This is a genomic window from Bradyrhizobium sp. 17 (genome assembly GCF_023073515.1).
Lineage (GTDB): Bacteria > Pseudomonadota > Alphaproteobacteria > Rhizobiales > Xanthobacteraceae > Bradyrhizobium > Bradyrhizobium canariense_D.
In genome coordinates, this window is record NZ_JADPJQ010000105.1 from 63,444 (window position 1) to 86,915 (window position 23,472).

General features: G+C 64.5%; 25 protein-coding genes. 12 read left to right on the plus strand and 13 right to left on the minus strand.

Annotated features, from left to right (window positions below):
* Position 1 precedes the first annotated feature (1 nt).
* The 4 genes from folB to IVB13_RS19250 form a co-directional block, all read right to left on the minus strand.
* Positions 2-370 carry a dihydroneopterin aldolase gene (folB, locus tag IVB13_RS19235; RefSeq protein ID WP_018456874.1) on the minus strand — a complete coding sequence of 123 codons (369 nt, stop codon included), beginning with the start codon at positions 368-370 and terminating at the stop codon, positions 2-4.
* Entirely contained in the window at positions 367-1,227 is an 861-nt protein-coding gene (gene folP, locus IVB13_RS19240; protein ID WP_247394557.1) for a dihydropteroate synthase, read from the minus strand. The genes folB and folP overlap by 4 nt, the downstream gene beginning before the upstream one ends.
* Before the next feature lie 272 nt (positions 1,228-1,499).
* The gene (locus tag IVB13_RS19245) at positions 1,500-1,907 is read right to left on the minus strand and encodes a DUF4332 domain-containing protein (RefSeq protein ID WP_018456872.1); all 408 of its coding nucleotides are present in this window, start codon (positions 1,905-1,907) and stop codon (positions 1,500-1,502) included.
* Between the two features lie 26 nt (positions 1,908-1,933).
* Complete coding sequence (locus IVB13_RS19250; RefSeq protein WP_018456871.1) at positions 1,934-2,299, minus strand: hypothetical protein; 366 nt, start codon at positions 2,297-2,299, stop codon at positions 1,934-1,936.
* Positions 2,300-2,646: 347 nt separating this feature from the next.
* On the opposite strand from IVB13_RS19250, the gene IVB13_RS19255 reads away from it, so the two are divergent.
* From IVB13_RS19255 to IVB13_RS19265, 3 genes are all read left to right on the plus strand, one after another.
* Positions 2,647-4,275 carry a helicase HerA-like domain-containing protein gene (locus IVB13_RS19255; protein ID WP_085362366.1) on the plus strand — a complete coding sequence of 543 codons (1,629 nt, stop codon included), beginning with the start codon at positions 2,647-2,649 and terminating at the stop codon, positions 4,273-4,275.
* Positions 4,276-4,408: 133 nt separating this feature from the next.
* Positions 4,409-5,737: a glycosyltransferase family 87 protein gene (locus IVB13_RS19260; RefSeq protein ID WP_247456206.1), complete on the plus strand. Its 1,329-nt coding sequence runs from the start codon at positions 4,409-4,411 to the stop codon at positions 5,735-5,737.
* 53 nt (positions 5,738-5,790) lie between these two features.
* Positions 5,791-7,185, plus strand: a complete 1,395-nt coding sequence (locus IVB13_RS19265) for a M20/M25/M40 family metallo-hydrolase (RefSeq protein WP_247490067.1) — start codon at positions 5,791-5,793, stop codon at positions 7,183-7,185.
* A gap of 196 nt (positions 7,186-7,381) precedes the next feature.
* On the opposite strand, the gene IVB13_RS19270 is transcribed toward IVB13_RS19265, so the two are convergent.
* A complete protein-coding gene (locus IVB13_RS19270; protein ID WP_018456867.1) occupies positions 7,382-8,161 on the minus strand; it encodes a class II aldolase/adducin family protein in 780 nt (259 codons plus the stop codon).
* A 187-nt stretch (positions 8,162-8,348) separates the two neighbouring features.
* Positions 8,349-9,998, minus strand: a complete 1,650-nt coding sequence (locus IVB13_RS19275; protein WP_247456204.1) for a glycosyltransferase family 39 protein — start codon at positions 9,996-9,998, stop codon at positions 8,349-8,351.
* A gap of 312 nt (positions 9,999-10,310) precedes the next feature.
* On the opposite strand from IVB13_RS19275, the gene IVB13_RS19280 reads away from it, so the two are divergent.
* Both IVB13_RS19280 and IVB13_RS19285 read left to right on the plus strand, forming a co-directional pair.
* Positions 10,311-11,186 (plus strand): DUF308 domain-containing protein, encoded by an 876-nt coding sequence (locus IVB13_RS19280; protein ID WP_247490068.1) that lies wholly within the window; start codon positions 10,311-10,313, stop codon positions 11,184-11,186.
* A 189-nt stretch (positions 11,187-11,375) separates the two neighbouring features.
* Positions 11,376-11,792, plus strand: a complete 417-nt coding sequence (locus IVB13_RS19285) for a MucR family transcriptional regulator (RefSeq protein ID WP_018456864.1) — start codon at positions 11,376-11,378, stop codon at positions 11,790-11,792.
* A gap of 5 nt (positions 11,793-11,797) precedes the next feature.
* Here IVB13_RS19285 and IVB13_RS19290 read toward each other — a convergent pair whose 3' ends face one another.
* The gene (locus tag IVB13_RS19290; protein WP_018456863.1) at positions 11,798-12,229 is read right to left on the minus strand and encodes a SufE family protein; all 432 of its coding nucleotides are present in this window, start codon (positions 12,227-12,229) and stop codon (positions 11,798-11,800) included.
* Between the two features lie 68 nt (positions 12,230-12,297).
* Entirely contained in the window at positions 12,298-12,723 is a 426-nt protein-coding gene (locus tag IVB13_RS19295; RefSeq protein ID WP_018458485.1) for a DUF5330 domain-containing protein, read from the minus strand.
* A gap of 384 nt (positions 12,724-13,107) precedes the next feature.
* On the opposite strand from IVB13_RS19295, the gene IVB13_RS19300 reads away from it, so the two are divergent.
* Genes IVB13_RS19300 through IVB13_RS19310 form a run of 3 tightly spaced genes read left to right on the plus strand, consistent with a single transcriptional unit; the run spans position 13,108 to position 16,112 of the window.
* A complete protein-coding gene (locus IVB13_RS19300; RefSeq protein WP_247490069.1) occupies positions 13,108-15,024 on the plus strand; it encodes a PAS domain-containing sensor histidine kinase in 1,917 nt (638 codons plus the stop codon).
* Positions 15,017-15,712, plus strand: a complete 696-nt coding sequence (locus IVB13_RS19305) for a peptidoglycan-binding protein (protein ID WP_247490070.1) — start codon at positions 15,017-15,019, stop codon at positions 15,710-15,712. Before IVB13_RS19300 ends, IVB13_RS19305 begins: the two co-directional genes overlap by 8 nt.
* 55 nt (positions 15,713-15,767) lie before the next feature.
* Complete coding sequence (locus tag IVB13_RS19310; protein WP_018458488.1) at positions 15,768-16,112, plus strand: DUF1491 family protein; 345 nt, start codon at positions 15,768-15,770, stop codon at positions 16,110-16,112.
* Here the strand turns inward: IVB13_RS19310 and IVB13_RS19315 are convergent.
* The gene (locus tag IVB13_RS19315) at positions 16,109-17,095 is read right to left on the minus strand and encodes a DUF2336 domain-containing protein (protein ID WP_085352274.1); all 987 of its coding nucleotides are present in this window, start codon (positions 17,093-17,095) and stop codon (positions 16,109-16,111) included. The two genes, IVB13_RS19310 and IVB13_RS19315, sit on opposite strands and share 4 nt — an antisense overlap.
* Before the next feature lie 254 nt (positions 17,096-17,349).
* Between IVB13_RS19315 and IVB13_RS19320 the strand changes: the two genes are divergently transcribed.
* Together IVB13_RS19320 and IVB13_RS19325 are read left to right on the plus strand one after the other, a co-directional pair.
* Entirely contained in the window at positions 17,350-17,538 is a 189-nt protein-coding gene (locus tag IVB13_RS19320) for a hypothetical protein (protein WP_018458490.1), read from the plus strand.
* A 15-nt stretch (positions 17,539-17,553) separates the two neighbouring features.
* Positions 17,554-18,315: a hypothetical protein gene (locus tag IVB13_RS19325; protein WP_247370947.1), complete on the plus strand. Its 762-nt coding sequence runs from the start codon at positions 17,554-17,556 to the stop codon at positions 18,313-18,315.
* Here IVB13_RS19325 and IVB13_RS19330 read toward each other — a convergent pair.
* Positions 18,312-19,169: a LysR family transcriptional regulator gene (locus tag IVB13_RS19330; RefSeq protein WP_247370944.1), complete on the minus strand. Its 858-nt coding sequence runs from the start codon at positions 19,167-19,169 to the stop codon at positions 18,312-18,314. The two genes, IVB13_RS19325 and IVB13_RS19330, sit on opposite strands and share 4 nt — an antisense overlap.
* Before the next feature lie 95 nt (positions 19,170-19,264).
* Here IVB13_RS19330 and IVB13_RS19335 point away from each other — a divergent pair, with 95 nt between their 5' ends.
* Positions 19,265-20,092: an MBL fold metallo-hydrolase gene (locus IVB13_RS19335; RefSeq protein WP_026233595.1), complete on the plus strand. Its 828-nt coding sequence runs from the start codon at positions 19,265-19,267 to the stop codon at positions 20,090-20,092.
* Positions 20,093-20,101: 9 nt separating this feature from the next.
* On the opposite strand, the gene IVB13_RS19340 is transcribed toward IVB13_RS19335, so the two are convergent.
* From IVB13_RS19340 to IVB13_RS19350, 3 genes are all read right to left on the minus strand, one after another.
* Positions 20,102-20,695, minus strand: a complete 594-nt coding sequence (locus IVB13_RS19340) for an amino acid synthesis family protein (protein WP_018458494.1) — start codon at positions 20,693-20,695, stop codon at positions 20,102-20,104.
* Positions 20,696-20,704: 9 nt separating this feature from the next.
* A complete protein-coding gene (locus tag IVB13_RS19345) occupies positions 20,705-21,568 on the minus strand; it encodes a fumarylacetoacetate hydrolase family protein (protein ID WP_247490071.1) in 864 nt (287 codons plus the stop codon).
* A 93-nt stretch (positions 21,569-21,661) separates the two neighbouring features.
* Entirely contained in the window at positions 21,662-22,363 is a 702-nt protein-coding gene (locus IVB13_RS19350) for an FCD domain-containing protein (protein WP_018458496.1), read from the minus strand.
* Positions 22,364-22,475: 112 nt separating this feature from the next.
* On the opposite strand from IVB13_RS19350, the gene IVB13_RS19355 reads away from it, so the two are divergent.
* Positions 22,476-23,468, plus strand: coding sequence for a zinc-dependent alcohol dehydrogenase family protein (locus IVB13_RS19355; protein WP_085352435.1), 993 nt, complete (start codon positions 22,476-22,478; stop codon positions 23,466-23,468).
* Positions 23,469-23,472: the final 4 nt, after the last annotated feature.

Sequence of the window (23,472 nt, forward strand, 5' to 3'; positions counted from 1 at the left end):
GTCAGGGGTGCCGCGAGCGCGTCAGCATGACGCCGACGTCGTCGAAGATCGCGGCGATCGGCGCATGCGGCTTGTGCACGGTGATCTTGACCGCACGGATGCGCGGAAAGTGCGACAGGATAGCGTCGGCCACCGCGCCGGCCGCGCGCTCCAGTAGCTTGTAATTGGTGTTCTTGAAGGCCGCGGTGGTGGTCGCCACGACGTCGGCGTAGGACACGGTGTCGGCGAGCCGGTCGCTGCGGGAAGGCTCCGACAGGTCGGTATAGAGCTCGAGGTCGATGACAAAGCGTTGGCCGACCTCGGTCTCGTGCTCCATCACGCCGTGGCGGGCATGGATCGACAGGCCGGTTACGAAGATCGTATCGGTCATGGCTTGCTCTCGATTGCGTGCGCCACTCGCAGGGCCTGCAAGGTCTCGGCGACGTCGTGGGTGCGGATGATTTTCGCGCCGCGTTGTGCGGCGAGCAGATGTGCGGCGATCGAGCCGGCGAGCCGCTCGGTCGGCTCCGACGGCGACACCGAGGCGATGAAGCGTTTTCGCGAGGCACCAACGAGGATCGGCAGGCCGAACATGTCGAGCTCGCGAAGTCGTGCCAGCGCAATCATGCTCTGTTCTGCCGTCTTGCCGAAGCCGATGCCGGGATCGAGCACGATCTTGTCGCGGGCGATGCCGGCTTGTGCCGCGATATCCAGCGAGCGCTGGAAGAACGCCTTCATGTCCGCAATGATGTCGATGGCGGGATCGACCCTGTCGCGGTTATGCATGACGATGACAGGGACGCTCCTCGCGGCCACCAGCGGCGCCATGCCGGCGTCGCGTTGCAGGCCCCAGACGTCGTTGGCGATCGCAGCGCCCTGGTCGAGCGCAAAGGCCACCACTTCCGCCTTCATGCTGTCGATCGAGACCGGCACGCCGAGCGCCACGATGTCCGATAGCACCGGCTTGAGCCGGGCCAGTTCGTCTGCCGCGGTGACCGGGCGGGCGCCCTTGTAGGGCCGGGTGGACTCGGCACCGATATCGATGATGTCGACCCCCACCTCGATCATCGCCCGCGCCCGCGCGAGTGCCTGCTCGGGCGCGATGAATTCGCCGCCGTCGGAGAATGAATCCGGGGTGACGTTGAGCACGCCCATCACCGCCGGGATCGGCCGCTCCAGCAGCGTCCGCAGCACGTCAGGCCCGACTGAACCGGCCGCCGGGACGGATGGGGAGTGCGAGGCATTCATGCGGCCCGCTTTAGCGGTCGGGGAGGGGGAGTCAAGACGGGAAGGCGTGGGTTGCCAGCGTTTGGGACAGGGCGTCGCACACCCTCGCTGTCATTGCCCGCGAAGGCGGGCAATCCAGTATCCAGAGACAGTGCCGCGATACGGAGGAGCCGCGGCGTACTGGATACCCCGCTTTCGCGGGGTATGACGGCAGAGTTGGGATGCATTGTTGCTCATCGGGCAAAACAATGCCGAGAGAGTAGCGCCCACCCCGTATGCGGAGAGCAGCAGTCCTAATACGAAATCTTTGGCGGCAGCTTCTTCGCCTTGGCGATGATGTCGCCGACCGACTTCTCCGAGGGCAGGATGCGGAGCAGCTTTTTCTTCTCGTTGGCGTCCCGCATGCTCTGGGCGAGCCTTGCCGGGTTACGGTAGGCGAGCTCGCGCACGGTGGTGACGCCGGCGGCGCGGACCAGACCGACCTTGGCCCTGCCCATGCCGGGGATGCGCATGTAGTCGGAGACGTTGGCCCATTCCAGCAGCAACTGCTCGCTGATGCCGGTCTTCACGGAGAGCGCCTTGCGGCCCTTCACGGTCGAAGCCGCCTCGAGCAGCGCGTCGGTGGTGCGGATACCCTGCGCCTTCAACTTGTTGGCGGCAAAGGCCGACAGGCCCTCAATTTCGGAGATCGGATATGTCATGATACTCGATGTGAAATGCGCAGGCGTCAGGCGAACTGGCTGAGGCCCGGGGTCCCCGCGATGATCTTGCCCATCTGATCCGCTCCGATTTTGTCTCGGCCGAAGCGAAAAAGTTCACGGGCGATGTTCTGAATCTCGGACATGCCAAGTCCCAGGCCCATCAGGCGCGTGCCGACCGCCATCAGGCCGCCGCCCATCAGCCGCGACAGTCCTCCGCCGGTGCCGGATGCCTCGATTGCCGCTTCTGCACCTGGAATCTGGTCGATCAGGACCTGGACGCTGTCGGAAGGACCCTCGTTGCGGAGGAAGCCCAAGATAATGCCGACGGTCTTTTCGGCGACAGCACTATCTATGCTGGCGTTTGTCGCCAGCCGCCCGATTAGCTCGTCCATATGGCCGCCCCTCAGCCGGTTCACATGCCGGAGTATTGCTTTCGAAAATGATCTTGAGCCGGTGTGGTGTGAAATACAAGCGATGAACGCCATCAACGTTCCGATTCATTCTCGAACGCGCGAGAAGTGTTGCAGTGATGCAAGAGCGGAGATGAAATCGGCAAAAAAATGCCGCGATGCGAATGCGTCCTTCCTACTTTCGGCGGATGTCCACCTGCATATTTCCGACGATGTCGCATGCCCGGAGCGCGTTGAATGGTTTCAATCAGCGCGCGACATGCGTTAAACTACGGAACTGGTGCATTCGAGTTTCGATATGCGAAACAGGGCAGAGAGATCAGGGAATAATGACCGCACAGGACAGCAAGCTCGGTGATACCGACGACAAAATCTTCGTCGGTAAAGGAAACGAGCAGGCTTGGCTGACGCTGGCGTTCGCCAATCGCCACGGCCTCGTCACAGGTGCAACCGGAACCGGCAAGACGGTCTCGCTGCAGGTTATGGCGGAAGGATTTGCGCGCGCCGGTGTTCCGGTCTTCGCGGCCGACATCAAGGGCGACCTCTCGGGCATCTCCGAGGTCGGCGTGCCCGCGGATTTCATCGTCAAGCGCGCCACCGAGATGGGACTGACGTTCGAGCCCGACCAGTTCTCGACGGTGTTCTGGGACGTGTTCGGCGAGCAGGGCCACCCGGTCCGTGCGACCGTCACAGAAATGGGCCCGCTGCTGCTCGCACGTATGCTGGACCTGAACGACGTGCAGGAAGGCGTGCTCAACGTCGCCTTTCGCGTCGCCGACGACAACGGGCTGACCCTGATCGACATGAAGGATCTGCGCGCGCTGCTCGATGCCATCGTGCCCGATGCGGGCAAGAAGGGGACGGATGCCGAGGACAGTCCGCTTGCCGAGATCAAGAAGGCGGCGCAGGGTTTTGGTAATGTCACCAAGGCCACGGTCGGCACCATCCAGCGCCAGCTTCTGGTGCTCGAGAACCAGGGCGCCACCAAATTCTTCGGCGAGCCGGCGCTGACGCTGAAGGACTTCATGAAGACCGACCGCGACGGCCGCGGCATGGTCAACATCCTCGTCGCCGACAAACTGCTGCAGAGCCCACGGCTTTACGCGACATTCCTGCTGTGGATGCTGTCGGAATTGTTCGAGGAGCTGCCCGAGGCCGGTGACCTGCCCAAGCCGAAGCTGGTCTTCTTCTTCGACGAGGCGCATCTGTTGTTCAACGACGCGCCCAAGGCGCTGATGGACAAGATCGAGCAGGTGGTGCGCCTGATCCGCTCCAAAGGCGTCGGCGTTTATTTCGTGACTCAAAACCCGGTCGACGTGCCCGACCGCGTGCTCGGACAATTGGGCAACCGGGTGCAGCACGCGCTGCGCGCCTTCACCCCGCGCGACCAGAAGGCGGTCGCCGCTGCGGCCCAGACCTTCCGCCCCAACCCGAAGCTCGACACCGCCAAGGTGATCATGGAGCTCGGCAAGGGCGAGGCGCTGGTGTCCTTTCTCGAAGGCAACGGCACGCCGGCGATGGTCGAGCGGGTGATGATCCGGCCGCCATCGGCCCGGATCGGACCGATCACGCCGGAAGAGCGCAAGGCGATCATGGATGCAAGCCCGGTGAAGGGCAAATACGACACCGCCGTTGATGCAGAGTCCGCCTACGAGATGATCCAGAAGCGCATTGCCGGCACGGCGGCGACTGCCGATCCCGGCGCGGCTGGCGGCATTGGAGGCGGTGGCATCCTCGGCCAGATCGGCTCGATGGTCGGCACCATCTTCGGCACGAACGTCAAGCGCGGCCGCCTCTCGACGGGCCAGGTCATCGCCCGCGACGTGACCCGATCGGTCACCAATCAGGTAATCGGGGGGATGGCGGCCAATATCGGCAAGTCCGTCGCCGGCCAGCTTGGTGGCTCGATCGGCCGCACGCTGGTCCGCGGCGCGCTCGGCGGCTTGCTGCGCAGGTAGGCAGAAAGCCTCGTTTGAGGCAACTCCTCCGCAAACCCGCCGCTTGTGCGCGGCGGGTACAAATTCGGGTGATCAGGACTCTCCAAGCGTTCGTTGGTCTGCTAGGTGCTATGGCCCCTGACTGGACCACATCGTGACCTCACCTAAATCTTTCGTTCGATCCGGCGCACTCCGAACCCTGTCGTTGCGTGCGCCACTCGACCTGCTCTTCCTGCTCTGCTGCTTCATCCTGGCTGCCGATGTCCTTGGTCCCGAGATCTTCGGGCACGGCAAGACCAAGGACTACGGCCTGTGGTACTGGGCCGGGCAGCAGGTCTTGAAGGGTGGGCCGCTCTATCCCGGCGATATCCACCAGTACTTCGAGTTCATCTACCCACCGCTGCCGGCGATCCTGCTGGCAGTCCCGAGCTGGTTCGGCAAGATCGCGCTCTACAGCGTGCTGTCGATCCTGAATATTGCGGCGTGGTGGTACACCGGGATGCTCTCCAATGTCATGAGCGGTTCGGGCCGCACGCCTGGCCCTTGGCTGGAGGCGCTGCCCGCTCTCGTCACCGTGACCTTCGTGTTCGACATGTTCGATCTTGGCCAGCCGAACCTCGTCTTGCTGGCGATGATGCTCTACGGCTTCTGGAGTTTGCAGCATCAGCGCTCCTGGCTCGCAGGCTTCATGTTCGCGCTCGCCGCCGCCATCAAGGTGTTTCCCATTGCGGTGCTGCCCTATCTGGTCTGGCGGCGAAAGTGGGGAGCCGCCGTCGCTACGGTCGCGTTCGCCGGCATCCTTCTCTATATCGTGCCGGCCCCCATTCGCGGCTTCGAGCGCAACGCCGCCGAGGTCAAGACCTGGTATCAGGGCATGGTCGGGTCGAGTTCGGAAAAAGGATTTGGCCAGCGCGACGAGCAGAACTGGTCGTGGGTGAACCAGTCACTCATTGCTGTCACGCACCGGCTGGTCCGGCCAATCAACTACAATCAGGAGGATCCGAGCAAGCCGCCGCGCACGATGAATGTCATCGACGTCGATTACAGGACGGCGAACTGGATCGTGCTGGCGCTGTCGGCGTTGCTCGGACTCGGCTTCGTCGCGGTCATGCCACGGCAAGCGCGGCGCACGGCGCGCTCGGACGCCGAGGAACTCGGCATCCTGTTCTGCCTGATGACGGTGGCATCGCCTCTGGCGCGGCAATACTACTTCATGTGGCTGTTCTTCCCGATGACGGTGCTGATGCATCGTGCCGCCTTCGACGAGCGGGCGAACGTGCGCCTGGGAACCTGGCTCGCCCTTGGCGCCGCCGGCATCCTCATGCTGCTGGCGCTGCCGTGGTTTCCAAATGTCTTGCAGGCCTGGGGCAACAACCTCGTCGCCACGGCGGTGCTCGCAGCTAGTCTCGCATGGCACATCCGGCATCCGCCGGTTGCGGCTGGCCCCAACGCCGCGGCAGCGCTAAAAGCCGATAGTTCTTGAGAAGACATCTTGAGCCCCGACGTCTTGGGATTCGAACGCAGGGAATACGACCAATGGCAAATGCGCAGCTTCAATCCGTGCTCGACCACATCGACAAGGAGTTCGACAACAGCCTGGAGCGCCTGTTCTCGCTGTTGCGGATCAAGTCGATCTCCGCCGATCCGGCCTTCGCGGCCGATTGCAAGGCGGCGGCCGAGCATCTTGCCAGGGACATCGCGAGCCTCGGCGTTGCCACTGAAGTGAGGCCAACCGCCGGCCATCCCGCGGTCGTCGGCAAGAGCGTCGCGGGCGGCCGTCCGCATGTGCTGTTCTACGGCCACTATGATGTGCAGCCCGTCGATCCGCTCGAGCTCTGGCACCGTCCGCCATTCGAGCCTGTTGTGACCGACCATGCCGATGGTCGCAAGATCATCGTGGCGCGCGGCGCCGAGGACGACAAGGGCCAGGTCATGACCTTCGTCGAGGCCTGCCGCGCCTGGAAGAGGGTGACGGGGTCGCTGCCGATCGACGTCACGTTCCTGATCGAAGGCGAGGAAGAAGTCGGCTCGAAGAACTTCGTGCCCTTCATCGAAGCCAACAAGGACGAGTTTAAGGCTGACTACGTGCTGGTCTGCGACACCGGCATGTGGGACCGCAACACGCCGGCGATCACGACCTCGCTGCGCGGCCTGCTCTATGAGGAGCTCAAGATCACCGCCGCCAATCGCGACCTGCATTCCGGCGTGTTCGGCGGTAGCGCGATGAACCCGATCCGGGTGCTGACCAAAATTCTCGGCGCGCTGTTCGACGACGACAATCGCATCACCATTCCGGTCTTCTATGATGGGGTGAAGGACACGCCGCCGGATATTCTCGCGCAGTGGAAGAAGCTCGATTTCACGCCGGACACATTCCTCAAGCCCGTTGGGCTATCGATACCGGCCGGCGAGAAGGGCAGGCTCCTGGTCGAGCAAGCTTCCACGCGTCCGACCTGCGACGTCAACGGCATCTGGGGCGGTTATATCGGTGAGGGCTCGAAGACGGTGATCCCGTCGCAGGCCTCGGCCAAGGTCTCGTTCCGACTGGTCGAAGGGCAGGATCCGCAAAAGATCCGCAAGGCTTTCCGTGAGTACGTGACGGCGCGCATTCCGGGAGACTGCAAGGTCGAGTTCGGCGACCACTCTGCCGGGCCTGCGATTGCGCTCGACTGGAACATGAAGCCGCTCGCCGCGGCCAAGACCGCGCTGACCGAGGAATGGGGCAAGGAGACCGTGTTGATGGGCTCGGGCGCCTCGATCCCGATCGTCGCGGACTTCAAGCGTACGCTTGGGCTGGATTCGCTGCTCGTCGGTTTCGGCCTCGACGACGACAATATCCACTCGCCGAACGAGAAGTACGACCTCCGCAGTTTCCAGAAAGGCATCCGTTCCTGGGCCCGCATCCTCGCGGCGCTGGCGGAGGTGAAGTAGGGCGCTCTTTCCTCGTCATTGCGAGCGTAGCGAAGCAATCCAGAAATCTCTCTCCGGCGCCAGCCTGGATTGCTTCGTCGCTTCGCTCCTCGCAATGACAGGGCCAAATAAAAACGCCGCCCGGAATTGGGCGGCGTTTCATTCCAAAAGGCGTAGAGGTTCGTTGACCGTTACCCTACACCAAATCCCGAAAATTTCAAGAGCGGTAGCCCGGAAGCTCGCGGTCCAGCTTGCGTAGCAGCGGTGGCCACACGAGGTTGGTGGCGCGCAGCTCGGCGCGGTCGCGGTTGGCGAGCAGCTCGGTGTTCTTGTCGATCGCGACATCGTCGACCGGGTAGACCGGCGTGCCCAGCGCGCGCGTACGCACCTGCATCGAGCAGGCTCGCTCGAGGTGATACATGCGCTCGAAGGCCGAGGCGACCGAGCGCCCGACCGTCAGCGTGCCGTGGTTGCGCAAGAGCATGTGGTTGTGGTCGCCTAGGTCCTTCTGCAGCCGCGGCCGCTCGTCGTGGTCGAGGGCGATACCTTCGTAGTCGTGATAGGCGAGGTCGTGGGTGACGAGCTGGGCGGTCTGGTTCAGCGGCAGCAGGCCTTCGGCGCTGCTCGAGACAGCGGTGCCGTCGAGGGTGTGAAGATGCAGCACGCAGATGGCGTCCTCGCGAACCTCGTGGATCGCCGAGTGGATGGTGAAGCCGGCGGGGTTGACGCTGTATTCGCTCTCGGAGAGCTGGTTGCCGTGCAGATCGACCTTGACGAGGCTCGACGCCGTGATCTCGTCGAACATCAGCCCGTAGGGGTTGATGAGGAAATGATGGTCGGGGCCGGGCACGCGCGCTGAGATGTGGGTGTCGACCAAGTCGTCCCAGCCGTAGAGCGAGACGAGGCGATAGCAGGCGGCGAGATTGACCCGTTGCTGCCACTCGGCCTCCGTCATGTTCGACGGCACTTCCTTCAGGCGCGCTTCAGCTGGCGACATGGCTGATCTCTCCGAACATCGTTGTTGCAGGGAGGGAGCGTAGTCCTGCCGCGACCTGCCAGCAAGGCACACAAAGCGCGGCAGTCCAGCGTAGCCCGCATGAGCGAAGCGACATGCGGGGCTGCCTAATAGGCCCCGGATGTCGCTGCGCTCATCCGGGCTACGGTCCTACAAGAGAGAAGAATTTTTACGGCGCCGGGATCGAGAGCAGGCTGGAAATGCTGCTGCCGCGGATATCGTAGACGCGGGCGAACACCACGTCGTCGCGCTTGATCTCGACCAGCACGGGGGCGGTGAGGCCCTTGCAGTAGAACTCACCGAGCGTCATGGCGAAATCGGCGGCATTGGAATCCCAGCCAATGGTGAAGTCGGGGCCGAGCGCGACCTGGGCGGGACGCTGCGGACCGCACACGGCAACCTTCCATTTCCGATTGCGCGGCGGCACTTCCTGCCGTTCGACCAGCTGCTCGCGCAATTCGTCGGAGGCCTGCTTCAGCGCGAGGCCCCAATAATCCAGCATGAAGCGGTCGTCGGCGCCGCGCACGGTGCCGGCGATGTGGTTGAAGTGGGTGTATTGATAGGGATGCAGGCGGATCATCTCGGCGAGCGAGAGCGCAAGGCCAAAGCAGAAGGTGGCGAGCACGACCGGCTGCCAGGTGCGATGATTGGCGCGCAGGCGCTCCATGGCCCAGCCAAAGGCGACGCCGCCGAGCACCGCCATCGGCGGGATCACGAAGACGAAATGGCGGATGCCATTGTACAGCGCCGGTCGCTTCACCATCGCGATCGCGAGCGGCAGCGTCGCGGCGAGCGTGAGCATCAGCAGGATGGTCTTGCGGCGGGCTGGGACCTCGCGGCGGGGCAGCATAACCAAGGTGCCGATCACGGCGCCGAACGTCAGCACCAGCATCACCTCGGGCAACTGAAGTGCGAACAGCGTCGGCAGATAGGACCAGGGCATGTCAGGCACGGATACGATCGCGCCGTCGAACATCTCCTTCCAGGGTTTCTCGAAGAAGTGCGAGAAGTAGGTCAGCGCCTCGAAGGGATTGCCGGGCTCCATGATCGACCACGGCCAGATCAGCCCCATCACGAGATAGCCGAGCACGAGGCCGGGCAGCAGCACGTAGACGACATGAGCGAAGCGTCGGACCGACTCGCGGAGGCCCTCGCTGCGCAGTTCCTCCAGGAACAGCGGCATGAAGCCGATCACGGCATAGACCAGCGCAAGCCCGCCGAGGATGCGGGTGCCGAGCGAGAGGCCGGCACCAAGGCCGACGATGAGGATCGTGCGCGGCGAAGGCTGCGGATATTCCTCGGCGAGGCGGACGAGACCCAGCATCAGGACGATCATGGCCACGGCGAAGGGCGCATCCTTCGGGTTCATGAACATGTGGCCGTAGAAGATCGGGCAGAGCGCGAGCAGCAAGAGTGAGGCAAGTCCCGCAAGCGGGCCGCCGATACGGCGGCCGAGCCGCCACGTCACGGCAAGTCCGATCACGCCGACGACGGCGCCGACCAGACGGCGCGTCTCGAACAGCTCGAGCGGAATCACCTTGTGCAGGAGGGCCGCGACCATGTCGAAGCCGCCGCCATACATATAGAGGTTGGCGAAGGAGAGTGCCGCGGTGTCCTTGAAACCGGAACCGAACATGCGCAGCAGCAGGTCGGCATATTCGGCGTGGGTGTAGTCGTCCCAGCCGAGCCCATAGTCGCGGAAGGTCAAGCCTGCAATGACGGCGACCGCAGCCAGCACCAGCATGGCGAGATCGTCGCAAGTCCGTTCAACCGAGCGCCGTAGAGGCGTGTCGATCGCCGAAGTCGTGATGGATGTCATGGCTATTGGTGACCCGGAATCCCCTCTTGGCCCTGCTGGTGCGCGCGGGCCGCTCCCCGGAATCCCTATAGCGCAGTTCCATTACCAAGTAATTGGGCATTATGGCTAAATTCCTGATGCAACGCAGCAAATCCGACCAACTTGAGAGCAGCCTAGAAGTAGCGAGCCGTAGCTGAAGGGAATGTGAATAAGTCCCTGATTTCCTTTCCTTTAGGAACGCAGCCTATAATTCGACGTTGGCGTGGAACACCGGATGACGGTATCGTGGCGTGACGAGTGTCGCGTATGGCTGCGCGGCCGGGGGTGAGTTCGATGGCGTTGGCATTGTTGATCGCGGGGATTTTCGCCGTTTTGGCGGGCCTCCTTGCGATCCTGTTCGGCTTCACCGCCAGGGAATTCAGTCTCGGCAGTACCCTCATAATCTCCGGTACCATCGGCGTCTGCTCCGGACTGTTACTGGCCGGCCTCTACGTGGTGGTCGCGGAGTTGAAGGGCATCGCTCGCCGGCTGGCTGGATCAATTGCACCATCCGACGTTCGGGTCAGGCCCGTGCTGCCGGGTCTCGGGATTGCCGGGACGCCTGCCCCCGCGCCTGAGCCGGCGGGCGCCGAGAAGATGGAGCCGGCGCCGCCATTGCCGGCCGCAGGACCGCCGCCTTGGCAGAACGAAGCAGCCGCGCGCGAGCGTCCGCGCGTCGAGCCGCCGCCAGCGCCGGAAGCTCCGAGCCCGCCTGAGGTTCCGGAACCGCCGCGCCGGCGCAACCTGTTGTTCGCCTCGACCTCCCGCAAGGAGCGTGAGCGCGCGGAAGCGAAGACCGGCGAGGGCTTGCCGCCGCTGCCGCATGCCGAGCCGTCGGCGGAGCCTGCCGCCCCGGAGACGCCGCCTGCGAGCTTTGACGACGCCTGGCCGAAGCCGGACCGTATGAGGCCTCCGGAGCCGCCGGCCGCCGCGCGGCGCCCGCCACCGCGCTCGCCGTCGACCTTCGCTGAGCCTGCTCCGCCGCCCGCACCCGAGCCTGCGGCTGCGGCCGAGCAGGCGCCTGTGACCGTGCTCAAATCCGGCATCGTCGACGGCATGGCTTATTCGCTCTATTCCGATGGCTCGATCGAAGCCCAGATGCCTGAGGGGATGATGCGCTTTGCCTCGATCGACGAGCTGCGCTCCCACCTCGACCAGCGCGGCGCTTGAGAGCGGGCGCAGGCAAATCTGGTGCAGGCAAAGGCTAGCGTAGACAAGTAAAGCGGTGGTGTTCTTGTCACTTCGTCAGTAATCAGCCCGGATTCCTTAGTCGTCCCATTTCAGCCGAACGTATTGTTGACACGGAATACTTTGGCGTCGTCTCTCGCGTGAGACGCAAGGTGGAGAAAGGCGGGGCCGATGTCGGATGCTGGGGCTAAGAATTTCGTTGAGCTGACGGCGGGCATCGTGTCGGCCTATCTCAGCAACAATCCAACGCCTGCGGCTGAGATTCCGAATCTGATCAGCCAGGTGCATGGCGCGCTGGTGCGCGTTTCGTCAGGCCGCACCGAGACGGCGCCGCTCGAGCCAGCGAAGCCGGCGGTCTCGCTGAAGAAGTCGATCGCGCCCGATTATCTGGTTTGTCTGGAAGACGGCAAGCGCTTCAAGTCGCTGAAGCGCCATCTGCGCACCCAATACAACATGACGCCGGAGCAATATCGCGAGAAATGGGGCCTGCCGGCCGACTATCCCATGGTCGCACCGAACTATGCGGTGGCCCGCTCGCAGCTTGCGAAGCAGATGGGACTGGGACAGCAGCAGCGGAAGCGGAAGTAGAGTTTCTACGACGCTTCCGCGAGCGCCTCTTTCGCGTCGGTCTTGATCCGCTCGACCATCGAGCGCAGGCCGTTGGAACGCTGCGGCGTCAGATGGTCGCGAAAGCCGAACTCGTCGAATACGGCAATGGCGTCGGTCGCAAGAATCTCCTGTGGCGTGCGGCCGGAGTAAAGCGACAGCACGATCGCGACCAGCCCGCGCACGATGTGGGCGTCACTGTCGCCGCGATATGTCAGGATCGGCGCGCCGTCATCGCGACGATCAATCAGCTTCTGAAGCCAGACCTGGCTGACACAGCCATTCACCTTGTTCTCGGCCGAATGCTCGGCTTCGGACATCGGTTCCAGGGTGCGGCCGAGCTCGATGACGTACCGATAGCGGTCGTCCCACTCGTCCAGAATCTCGAAATTATCCCTGATTTCATCGATCGTCGTCATGCTGGCCCAAAGTTCCCGTTCAGGCCAATATAGGGACGCAAAGCGCCGAAATCGATAGGGTTTGGGCCCTAATTCGCTGTCGCGGGCGCCGGGCCGCGCCATTCCAGCGCGAGGTCGTCCTGGGACAGGGTGTCGCGCGGCGCCTCGCTCGCAGCAAGATCGCCTTCGCCGGCCAGCGCGATCGAGCCGGTGTGGTCGGGCGCCTTCTTGTCGGGCTTCTCGAGCTGCTCTTTCTTGTCGTTGATGATCTGGTAGATCTTCTTTGCGCCGTCCTGCGCCCGCTGGCCGATGATGGTGGCGGCCTGTCCGCCGACCTCGCAGGCCGCTGGCTGGCGCTTGCAGAACTGGGTCATGTCGGAGACGGCCGCGGTCGCAGCCTGCACCGCGTCGGCAGCGCCGATCTGCGGCAGCTTGTCCGATTCGGGCGTCTTGTCCCGCGGCAGGAGCACCAGCACCAGCCCGAGCCAGAATGTGATGCGAAGCAGAAAGCGCATCTTGCGACCTGTATGTTAGATCCCGCCGCGGCGATCTCCGCGGATGTCGGACCTAGCAACTCTCGATAAATCGCAAGTGATTGCCTTCCGCTTAATTCGCGGAAAATTGACTCAAGAATCTTTGCTATCGATGGTGTCGTAAATTTTCGATTGACGTCCGTGCCGTGAGCGCTGCCGCCACGCCCGTCCACCATTTCGAAACCATGCGCATCACGGTGAAACCCTGTGTTCACCATCCTCGCCGATGACGTCGTCAAATCGTCTAAAAAGCCCTGCGATGACGGGGTGTCCGGCGGCGCGCCGCGATGCCTTAGTGTTCGTTTAAGGTCGCTCTGACACGGTGGCTCAACGATAAGGAGGCGTTCCGGCGCGTCTTCTCGACGAATGAGCCGAAGCGCGAGACCCGTGACAGTTTTGAGTATCATCCGCGATTGTCTCGATGCGCTGCTGCATCCCTCCGCGCGTTACGACGCGCTGACGCGAGCGCGCCATCGTGCCTTCATGGCCCCGCGGCTGCTCGGCAGCCTAGCCGCCTTTGCCGCATTCCCGGTCTATCTCGCCATGCGCGGCGCGCCGAGCGCGATCGAGGTGGCAGCCTTCGCCTGGCTGATTGCGCCGATCCTGTTGTCCTGGTTCCTGTCGCGCACCGGCCGTTACGAAGGCGCGCATGTGCTGTCGTCGCTGGCGCTCTCGGGCCTGATCATGGCGGTTGCGGTGACGACCGGCGGCATCGAATCATTCGCCGCAATCTGGCTGGTTGTCGTTCCCCTCGAAGCTGCGCTGTCGGCCTCGCGCCGCGTCGCGGCCTTTGCCTCGCTGCTGGCGCTGTCCTGCGCCGGCATCCTGATCCTCGTCAGCCAGCTCGGCTGGCTGCCGATTGGCGATACCAGCGCTGCGGAACGCGGCGTGCTGATAGCGTTCGGCGTCGCCTCGGCGACGCTCTATGCCGCAGGTCTGGCCTTCGGAGCGGAATCGCTCGCGCGCACCAGCGTTGCGCTGCTGTTGCGTGAGGAAGAGCGTTACCGCCTCCTGGCGCGGAACATGAGCGACGTCATCTCGCGGCATCAGCGCAACGGCGCGGTGCAGTTCATTTCACCGGCGGTGGAAGCCATGCTCGGCGTGCCCGTCGCGCAACTGCTCGGCCACGGCCTGTTCGATCGCGTCCATGTCGCCGATCGGCCGGCGTATCTGACGGCGCTGTCCGATGCCGCGCGCGGCGACGTGCGCAGTGTCGAGTTCCGGTTGCGCCGGGAGCGTGCCGGCTCTGAGCGCGGCCAGGTTGATTTCATCTGGGTCGAGATGCGCTGCCGCCCGCTCGATCAGGATATGGGCCGTGATGCCACGCGCGAGGCCGATGTCGTCGCCGTGATGCGCGATGTCACCGACCGCAAGCTCGGGGAGCAGGCGTTCGATCAGGCGCGCAGCGCTGCAGAGGCGGCGGACGCCGCCAAGACGCGCTTCCTCGCCACCATGAGCCATGAGCTGCGCACGCCGCTGAACGCCATCATCGGCTTCTCCGAGATGATCACGCAGGAGCAGACCTTGATGCTGGGCGCGGCCCAGCGGAGGGAATACGCCCAGCTCATCAACGATTCCGGCCAGCATCTGCTCTCGGTCGTCAACGGCATCCTGGACATGTCCAAGATGGAGTCGGGCAATTTCGAGATGGCGTCCGAACCGTTCGCGCCGCGTGCATCATTGATGCATTGCTGCAATCTGCTGGCGCTGAAGGCGCGGGAGAACGGCGTCGATCTCGTCACCGATGCGCCGCAGGATCTGCCTGTCATTACCGGCGATCCGCGCGCCTTCAAGCAGATCGTGCTCAACCTCGTCGCGAACGCCGTCAAGTTCACCGAGCGTGGCGGTCAGGTCACCGTAACGGCCGCGGTCTCGGGCTCGCAGCTTGCGCTGCGCGTCAGCGACACCGGTATAGGCATCGCGCCTGACGATCTCAAGCGCATCGGCGCGCCGTTCTTCCAGGCCGGCAAGACCTATCAGCGCCGTCACGAAGGCACCGGCCTCGGACTTTCGATCGTGAAGAGCCTCGTGGCGTTGCATCTCGGCGAATTGACGGTACAAAGCAGGCTCGGCGAGGGCACTGCCGTCACCGTCAAGCTGCCGCTCGTCTACACGCCGCAAGCCAAGACGTCTGATATGAAGACTTCTGATGGCAAGATGTCCGACAGCAAGGCGAGCGAGAGCAAGATCGCGACCCTGACGCCGGTGCTACGCCAGGAAGTTCAGGACCATCCTCACGACCAAGTTCAGGACCAACCCGCTCTGGTGAAGAAAAGTGCCTAAAAAGTCTGCCAAGGACGAAGCCGCTCCGCGCCGCCGTGGCGCCAAGGCCGCGGTCATCGATGTCGAGACCGAGCGCAATCTCGTGCTGCGCGTGCTGCTGCATAGCCCCAAGGATACCCTGGCCGGTCTCGTCGCCGTTGCCGCCATCGGCGCGATCGTTGCCAATGCGCTGTTCCTGCAGACCGGCCGGCATCCAGCGCCGATGTTCGGCACCGTGATCAATCTTCCCGCACCGTCGTCCCTGGCGCTGTCGAACCCCTTGCCGCGTCCGCGTCCCGTCGGCGCCGATACCTCGCCGCTCGAGCCGAGAGCGACGGAGTTTCGTGCCGAACCCAGACCTGCGGAAAAGCCGCCTGAAAGGCCTATCGAGGCGACCGCATCGACGTCGCGCTCGGGCGATCCCATGACCAATCTGGTCAAGCAAACGATTTCGGCGCCGCCCTCCGTCACGCGTCCTCCGGCGCCGATCCCCGTGCAGCAGAGCCCGGCCGCGCGGCGCATCGCCGGCGTGCAGCGCGCGCTGTCCGAATATGGCTACGGGAATTTGAAGATCACGGGCGCGATGGGCGCCGAGACCCAGTCCGCGATCCAGAAATTCGAGCGCGAGCACAAGATGCAGGTCACCGGCCAGCTGTCCGACCGCCTGCTCCGCGAGCTCGGTGCCGCGATCGGACACCCCGTCGAATAGTCGTGACTGTTGCGAAGGCTGGTGCTGATTGCAGCGCTGTCCTATCGTGCGCTCCATGCGTTTGAAATCAAATATCTGGGTCTCAGCCTATCTGCGCCGGTGCCAGACCGAGGGCGTGTACGGCGCGGTGCGGCGTCGCGGCGCGGAGGAGGCGGGTGCGGTGTTCGTGAAGGTCTCGCTGCTTGACGGCAATGCGATGCTCTATGTGCCGGCGCCGCAGACCTCTTATGACGACGGTCGGCCGGTCGATCGCTTCTTTGTGCCGCTTGCGCCGCAACCGATGCCGGAGCCCGCGGTGGAGGAGCGCCTGACCAAGGAAATCCGCTTCGACTCCGATATCTGGATCGTCGAGACCGAAGACCGCGCCGGGCGACATTTTCTCGAGCTGGCGAAGGCCTAACGATCCGATCCGTCAGTCCCTGTCCGCACCGCGGGCGCGGAGCCGGGCTGCACGCCCGGGCGCGTCTGGCTTGCGCCCGCACGTGCGCGCTGGCGCTCGCTGTCATGCAGCGAGGGCTGGTACTTTGCGCGGGTGACGGCGAGCGTCGAGCCGCGCCAGGCGGCCAGCATCACCAGCGCCGCGCGATCGCTGAGGCGATCGTAAAGACGCGACAGCCGGTACACGTCGGTCACGGAGTTGCCGATCTCCGGCTTGAAGAACAGCAGGATACGCTGGAACACCGGGCTCGGCATGTCGAGCGCGCGCGCGGCGACTGCGAGCGCTTCGCCGCTTGCATCGTCGACGATCTGGGCTGCGACGCGCGAGGGCAGGATCAGGCTGTCGCCGAGCTCGGAGGTGAAATTCTCGACATCGCCCGCGATCGCCGCCATCTCGAGGATCTGGATCGCGCGCTTGGCGCGCACGATCGGAATCCGCGGCGCCGCCTTCAGCGGGGTCTGCGCCAGATTGTGCAGGATCAGCGCGCGCTCGGGGGCGCCGGCGCGGAAGAACATGTCGTGGATATCGGCCGCGTCCGTTGGCTGCATTGCCATGTTCGAGGCCATGCGCAGCTCGGCGTCGCTTGGCGTGCGAACCGGCAAGGGGGCAGGAGGGGGAGCAGAGGCGGGCGCCGGGATTTCGCGCGCGAGCGGAACCCTGCGGCCCTCCTGCGCGGCCGACAGTCCGAGCTTCTGCATGATCGGGGCGGGCGTCGACGGATAGATCGCAAGCCGCGCCTTGACGGCCGCGCGCGTCGCGTCGTCGACCTGGTCGATCAGTCGTGTGGCGAGCTCGACGAACTGGCGCTGCTCGTCGTCGCTGTGGGTGCTCGACTGGACATAGAGGTCGGTCAGCACGCGCAGCAGCGTCGGACGAACATCGACGCCTTCGCGACGGGAGAGGGTCATCAGCCCGTCGAATCCTGGAAACAACGACTTGGTCATGGAGAGATACGCGACCTGGAAGAGATACTCGCCGGCAGCCTATCGCGGGCTCCTTTAAAGGCTCGTTAAGGAAAACGAGGCGTGAAGCCGAACGCCTGCTTTGAAGCGTTCTCGTGCCGCAACGGGACGGTGGGTCCCGCCCGTGCGGTTACGGTGCCGCCGGCACGTTTACACCCCGTTAATCATGAACTGATCTTAATGATCCCCATGTTGCAGAGGCGCGCCGGGTCGCGCGGCAATTGAAGAGAGCTGATATGGGGACCATCATCGAATTTCCGGCCGGTCGCCGGGTGGGCGCGTCGGTGGACGTGGCTCCGCGCGCGGACATGGGCACGATTTTGATCCTTCCCGTGATCCGCATCGAGCGCGAGAGCGACGAAACCAGCGGCGATCACGGGCCGGAGCAGGGCACAGCGCCGGGGCGCCGTCGTCGTCGCCGTTAGCCTTCGGCCTATGCAATGCCGGAGAACCTCCGCCAGATCCGGCCCGTCGTAACGGCCCTCATGCTCGCAGTGCTGGGCGCGACGCTTGCCGCCTGTAGTGGCGGCGATTTCGGCCGGACCCGTGCCGACATGCGCAGCGACGACATGCATCGCTGGCTGGGCGCGGAAGTCACCTCCAGCGTCGGCCTGAAGCCATCCCAATTCCAGCTCACCGACGAGGAGCGCCAGCTTCGCGACCTCGCCTATCCCCTGATCGAGCCGCCGCTGTCGCGGCCTGCCTGGAAGAGCGTGTTCGGCGACTACAAGACGCTGCCCTCACCCTGGCGGCAAAAGATCGTGTTCGACCGCACCATGTACGGACGCACGCTGATCGACGAGCCGCACCGTTCGCACTCCTCGCGCTATACGCAGCTGATGGAGGACGTGCGCAACGACATCACCCGCTTCGAGCCGTTCTTCGCCTCCGCGATCCGCGTCATCGACCTCGACAAGAAGCGCAATGCCAGCATGGCGCGCGTCTCCTCCCTCTCGCCGAAGGAGAAGGAGGACGCGGTCGAGCGCATGCAGGAGAATTCGCTGATCATCCAGTGGGTGCAGCAGTGCCTCGAGCAGCGCGTCTCGTCCTATCGCTGGGGGCTGGAGCGGCTGGTGATCCAGGCGCCCGACGGCATGGCCGCCGACGCCGACCGCCTGATCGGCGAACTCGCCGCCCAGACCGCCAACCCGCCGGTCGCGGCCCAGCCGCCCTACGGCCGTGCGGTCGTCTCGAAGGGCTAGGATTTTCCGCGGGCGCGCGATCGTTGCCCCGCGGGCTTGCGCCGCTGCTTCCGGAGCTTGCTGACAAGATCCTTCAGCGCATCCGGTAGCGACACGGATGCGCGATAGGCGACCCCGACCTCGCGCTTGACCTTGACCTCGATCTCGCGCACCGCGACATCCGGATTGCCGCGCGCTACGCCTTCCGGGACGATGGCGATGCCAACGCCGGCTGCGACCAGCGCCATGGCCCAATCCTCTGATTGCGCGATCGCCGCGGTCTGTCGGGCCTGCGGGTTGCGGCGGAAGAACTCGCTTTGCTCGCAATGGCAGCGGTCGATCAAGGGGACGCCGGCGAGATCGGCGGTGCGAAGCTTCTCCTTCAGGGCCAGCGGATGCGACGGCGGCAGCGCTGCGACATAGCGCTCGCTCCACAGCGCCACGAAATGTTCGTCAGCGCGCAGCATGCTCTTGGAGATGATCCGCGCGTCGGCGCGCTCGTCGCTGCCGACGAGGCGGAGTGCGATGTCGGCGCGCGCCGTCACCGGCTTGAGCAGTGCGATCGTCCGGGGCACGTCGAGCGTGCGCATCAGGCCGAGCGTCACATTGGTTTTGGTGCTCGGTCTCCTGAACAGGCTGCGCGCCGCGTCGGTCTCGTCGATGATGCGGCGGGCGAGCGTGTGAAACTGCTCGGCCGAGGCGGTTGGCGCGACGCCCTTCTTGTGCCGGATGAACAGCGTGGTGCCGAGCTCGGCCTCCAGATGGGTGATCGCGGTGGAGATCGACGGCTGCGAAACGAAGCAGACGCGCGCCGCCGCGGTCAGGTTGCGCTCGCGGTAGACGGCGGCGAAGTAGCGGAGTTCGCGTATGTCCATAGGATATGCCTAGAGATATTATCAATATTCGATATTTTACCTATGGATCTAACGATGACAAGAACGCTCTGCTCACAACAGGCAGGGAACGCGCGATGAAAATTCACCATCTCAACACCGGCACGATGTGCCCGATGGGGCGGCGCCTCGTGAACGGCACCGGCAGCCTGTTCCAGCGCGCCCGCATGGTCTGCCATTGCCTGCTAGTGGAGACCAATGACGGGCTCGCCCTGGTCGATACCGGCATTGGACTTGGCGATATCGCAACGCCCGATCGGCTGGGACGACGATGGCTGCGGCAGACCGCGCCAAGGCTCGATCCGGCGGAGACGGCGGTGCAACAGGTGAAGGCACTCGGCTATTCCCCCAAGGACGTGCGCCATGTGCTGCTGACCCATCTCGACCGCGATCACGCTGGCGGCGTGCCGGACTTCCCGCATGCCGCGATCCATGTCCATCGCGCCGAATACGACATGGCGGTGCAGCGCAAGCCGGCGCCGCCGGAAGGGCGCTATGTCACCGGGCAGTGGAGCCATGGACCGAGCTGGACATTCTATGGCGAAGCCGGCGAAGACTGGTTCGGTTTCAAGGGCGTGCGCGCCCTCGGCGACGCAGAGGCGGACATCCTGATGATCCCGCTCGCCGGCCATACGCTCGGCCATTGCGGTATCGCGGTGCGATCAGGCGACAAATGGCTGCTGCACGCCGGCGACAGCTATTTCCATCACGGCCAGCTCGACGCATCGCCCCGCATGCCGCTGGTGCTGGGCTATTTCCAGCGTCGCGCCGACATGGACCGCGGCATGCGGATCGCCAACCAGGTGCGACTGCGCGCGCTGAAGCTGAACCACGGCGAACGCGTCACGATCGTCAACAGCCATGATCCCGTCGATTACGAGCGTTGCCGCTGCAACGCGCATTGATCGCGCCCGTCAGCGCTGTCCGTCGTGCGCGGAGATCGCGGATGCCGCGAGGCCTCCGATGCGCGCGTGAGGCCGGCCGCCGGTCGCCATCACGAGCCCGAAGGCGATCTCGTCGCGCCGTGGTGAATCCCACAGCGTCATCTCCGCGGTGCCGAAATGGCTGCGGACATAGGCGGCGTGGATGTGCCCGAGCGGAACCATGAGCCGCGTGCCCGGACCGCCGATGGTCTTCGCCGCCGGAACGATCGCCTTGGGCTGACCGAGCACCTCGCGCATGCCCTGACCGCCGGCCTCGTGCCAGACCGCGCCGTGCTCGAGCTCGCCGTCCTCGCCGACGATGATGCCCTTGCCATAGGCTTCGATCTGCGCGGCGCCGCCGAGCTGCGCGATCAGCCGTGTTGCGAGCTCGCGCCCGAGTTCGCGCAAGGATGCCTGAAACGGCATCAGGTCGGGTTCGAAGCGGCCCGCGAAAGGATTGCGGATCACCGCAATGGCCGTCCCGACCAGCAGAGGCTTCTCCAGCCGGGGACCGCGCTCGTGCCAGGTGGTCTCGACGCTAAGCGCGGTCTTGCGGATGTCATGGGACACGTCTTGAGACGACATGCGCAGGTGCTATGCTTCGTCGACGACGGGATTGCGCAGCACGCCGATGTTCTCGATCTCGACCTCGACCACATCGCCGGGCGTGAGGAAAACAGGCGGCTTGCGAGTGAAGCCGACGCCGGCCGGCGTGCCGGTGACGATGACGTCGCCGGGGACGAGGTCGAAGATGGTCGAGCTGTACTCGATCAGCCGCGGAATCGAGAAGATCAGCATCGAGGTGTCGGACGACTGCACCACCGCGCCGTTGACGCGCGTCTCGAGCTTCAATTTGGTGGGATCGCCGATCTCGTCCGGCGTCACCAGCCATGGTCCGAACGGGCCGGTGCCGACGAAGTTCTTGCCGGAGGCGATCTGCTGGGCGTGACGCTGCCAGTCGCGCACGCTGACGTCGTTGTAGATCGAATAGCCCGCCACGTGATCCCAGGCGTCGGCCTGGCTGATGTGACGGCCGCTCTTGCCGATGACCACGGCAAGCTCGCCCTCCCAGTCGAAATTGTCCGAGACTTTCGGCCGGATCACCGGCGCGTTGTGCGCGACCTGGGAGCGCCAGACCCGGAGGAAGATCGGCGGAAATTCCGTGATCTCGCGCTTCATCCCGAACGCCACGGCTTCATTGTGGTGGTCGAGATAATTGCGCACGGCGCAGACGATCTTCTCCGGACGCGGGATCACCGGCAGATATTTGACGTCACTGAGCGCCATTGTGGGCTTGTGCCCGGCGACGATGGCCTCGCGCCGCGCATAGTCGTCGCTGCCGAGGAAGTCCGCGAGAACAGGATACTGGGGCAGGGCGCGACCGAGATCCACCACGCCATTCTCGGCAACGGCGCCCCAGCTCTCCCGATTCCCATCCAAGAACGACAGCAGCTTCATGGTACGCCTCAAAGGTTGGCATTTTCGATCTTGCCTATTATTTTCGAAAATCAGGCGAGGTGCAAGCCCGCGGCGATAAAAAGCCGTTGCCGCCTATTCGGTATCGAGCAGATGCGCGGCGTAGGTCGCCACGTTGTCGGCGGTCGTGCGGATATGCGCCTCGATCAGCTGCACCGCGAGATCCGGATTGCGCGAGATGGCGGCTTGCATGATCGCCTGGTGCTCGCCGGCCTTGTCGCGCGGGCGGGGGCGGAAATTGGCCGAAAGGTGCCGATAGCGCTCGGCGCGATCGAACAGATCGGCGCGAATGGCGAGGAGTGTCGCGGAGCCGCAGGCGGACACCAGCGCCTGGTGGAATTGGCGGTGGGCGATCTTCCATTCGGGATCGCGCAGGGGATGTTCCGGATCGCGCTGCTCGATTCGCTTCAATCTGTGCAGGGTCGAGATGACGGCGATTTCCCAGTCGTCGTCGCCCCGCTCGATCGCGCGGCGGATCAATTCCACCTCGATCAGCACCCGGGCATCGGTGACTTCCACCAGGTCCTGGCGGCTGACCGGCGCCACCCGAAATCCGCGCTGCTCCTGCGCGTCGACCAGGCCTTCGGCGGTAAGCGCCGTCAGCGCCTCGCGCAGCGTCGTGAAACTTACGCCGAATCGTTCGCGCAGGACGTCGAATCGCAGCGGCTCGCCCGGCGCCAGGCCGCAGGCAATGATCTCCTCGCGCAGCCGATGGGTGATGTCGGCGGCAACGGTCTTGCCGAATTCCTTGCGGGAGCGAATGGCGCTTTCGGACATGATTTCTGTCATTTGAATCGATGGCTCAACATGCCGCGCCAACGACCATCTTGCAATAATTTTCGTAAACGGTATGATTTTCGAAAATATGGCTGGGGAGGCGTGTGACATCATGAGAGCGGTGCTGGTGCGTCAGCCGGGTGGGCCGGATGCACTCGAATTGGTTGAGCTTCCGGTGCCTGTGCCCGGACCAGGCCAGGTGCAGATTCGCGCCGAAGCGTTCGGCGTTGGGCAGCCCGATGTGCTGATCCGGCGTGGCGTCTACAAATGGATGCCGCCACTGCCGGCCAATCCGGGCAACGACGTCGCCGGCCGCATCGCCGCGCTCGGGTCCGGCGTCGAGGGGCTTGCGATCGGCCAGAAGGTGCTGCTGAGCGCACGCGACCTGTCGCAGCGCGGCGGCTGCTACGCCGACTATGTGGTCGCGCCTGCGGACGCCATTCATGTGCTGCCCGACAATGTCGATCTGCAGGCGGCCGTGTGCCTGTCGAACTACCAGGTCGCTTACGCGCTGCTGCACGAGTGCCGCCATCCGCGCGCACCGGCGAGCGTGCTGGTGATCGGCGCGGCGGGTGGTGTCGGCACAGCGCTGGTGCAGCTGGCCAAGCTCGCACAGATGAATGTCATCGGCACGGTCTCCACCGAGGAGAAGGCCGCATTCGCGCGGGGCAACGGCGCCGATGAGATCATCTTCTACCGCCGCGAAGATGTCGTGGCGCGGACCCGCGCGCTGACGAAGGGCGAGGGCGTCGGCCTCGTGCTCGATCACGTCTGTGGGCCCGAGTTCACCGGCTATCTCGGCGGGCTCGGCAAATGGGGGACGCTGCTGTCGTACAACGCCTTCGCCGGGTTACCGGAAGAAAACCTGATGGCGGCGATGCGCGACCATCTCGACATCTGCCCGGCGATACGCTGCTTCTCCTTTCACATCTACGACCACGATCGCGACGGGCGTCGCGCGCTCATGCGCAATGTGATTGACGCGCTGAGCCGCAATGCGATCAAGCCGGCGATCTCAGCGGTCCTGAAGCTCGACGAGGTCAGGCAGGCCCACACGCTGCTCGAGCAGGGCTCCGCGCTCGGCAAGATCATCATGACGCCATGAGGGG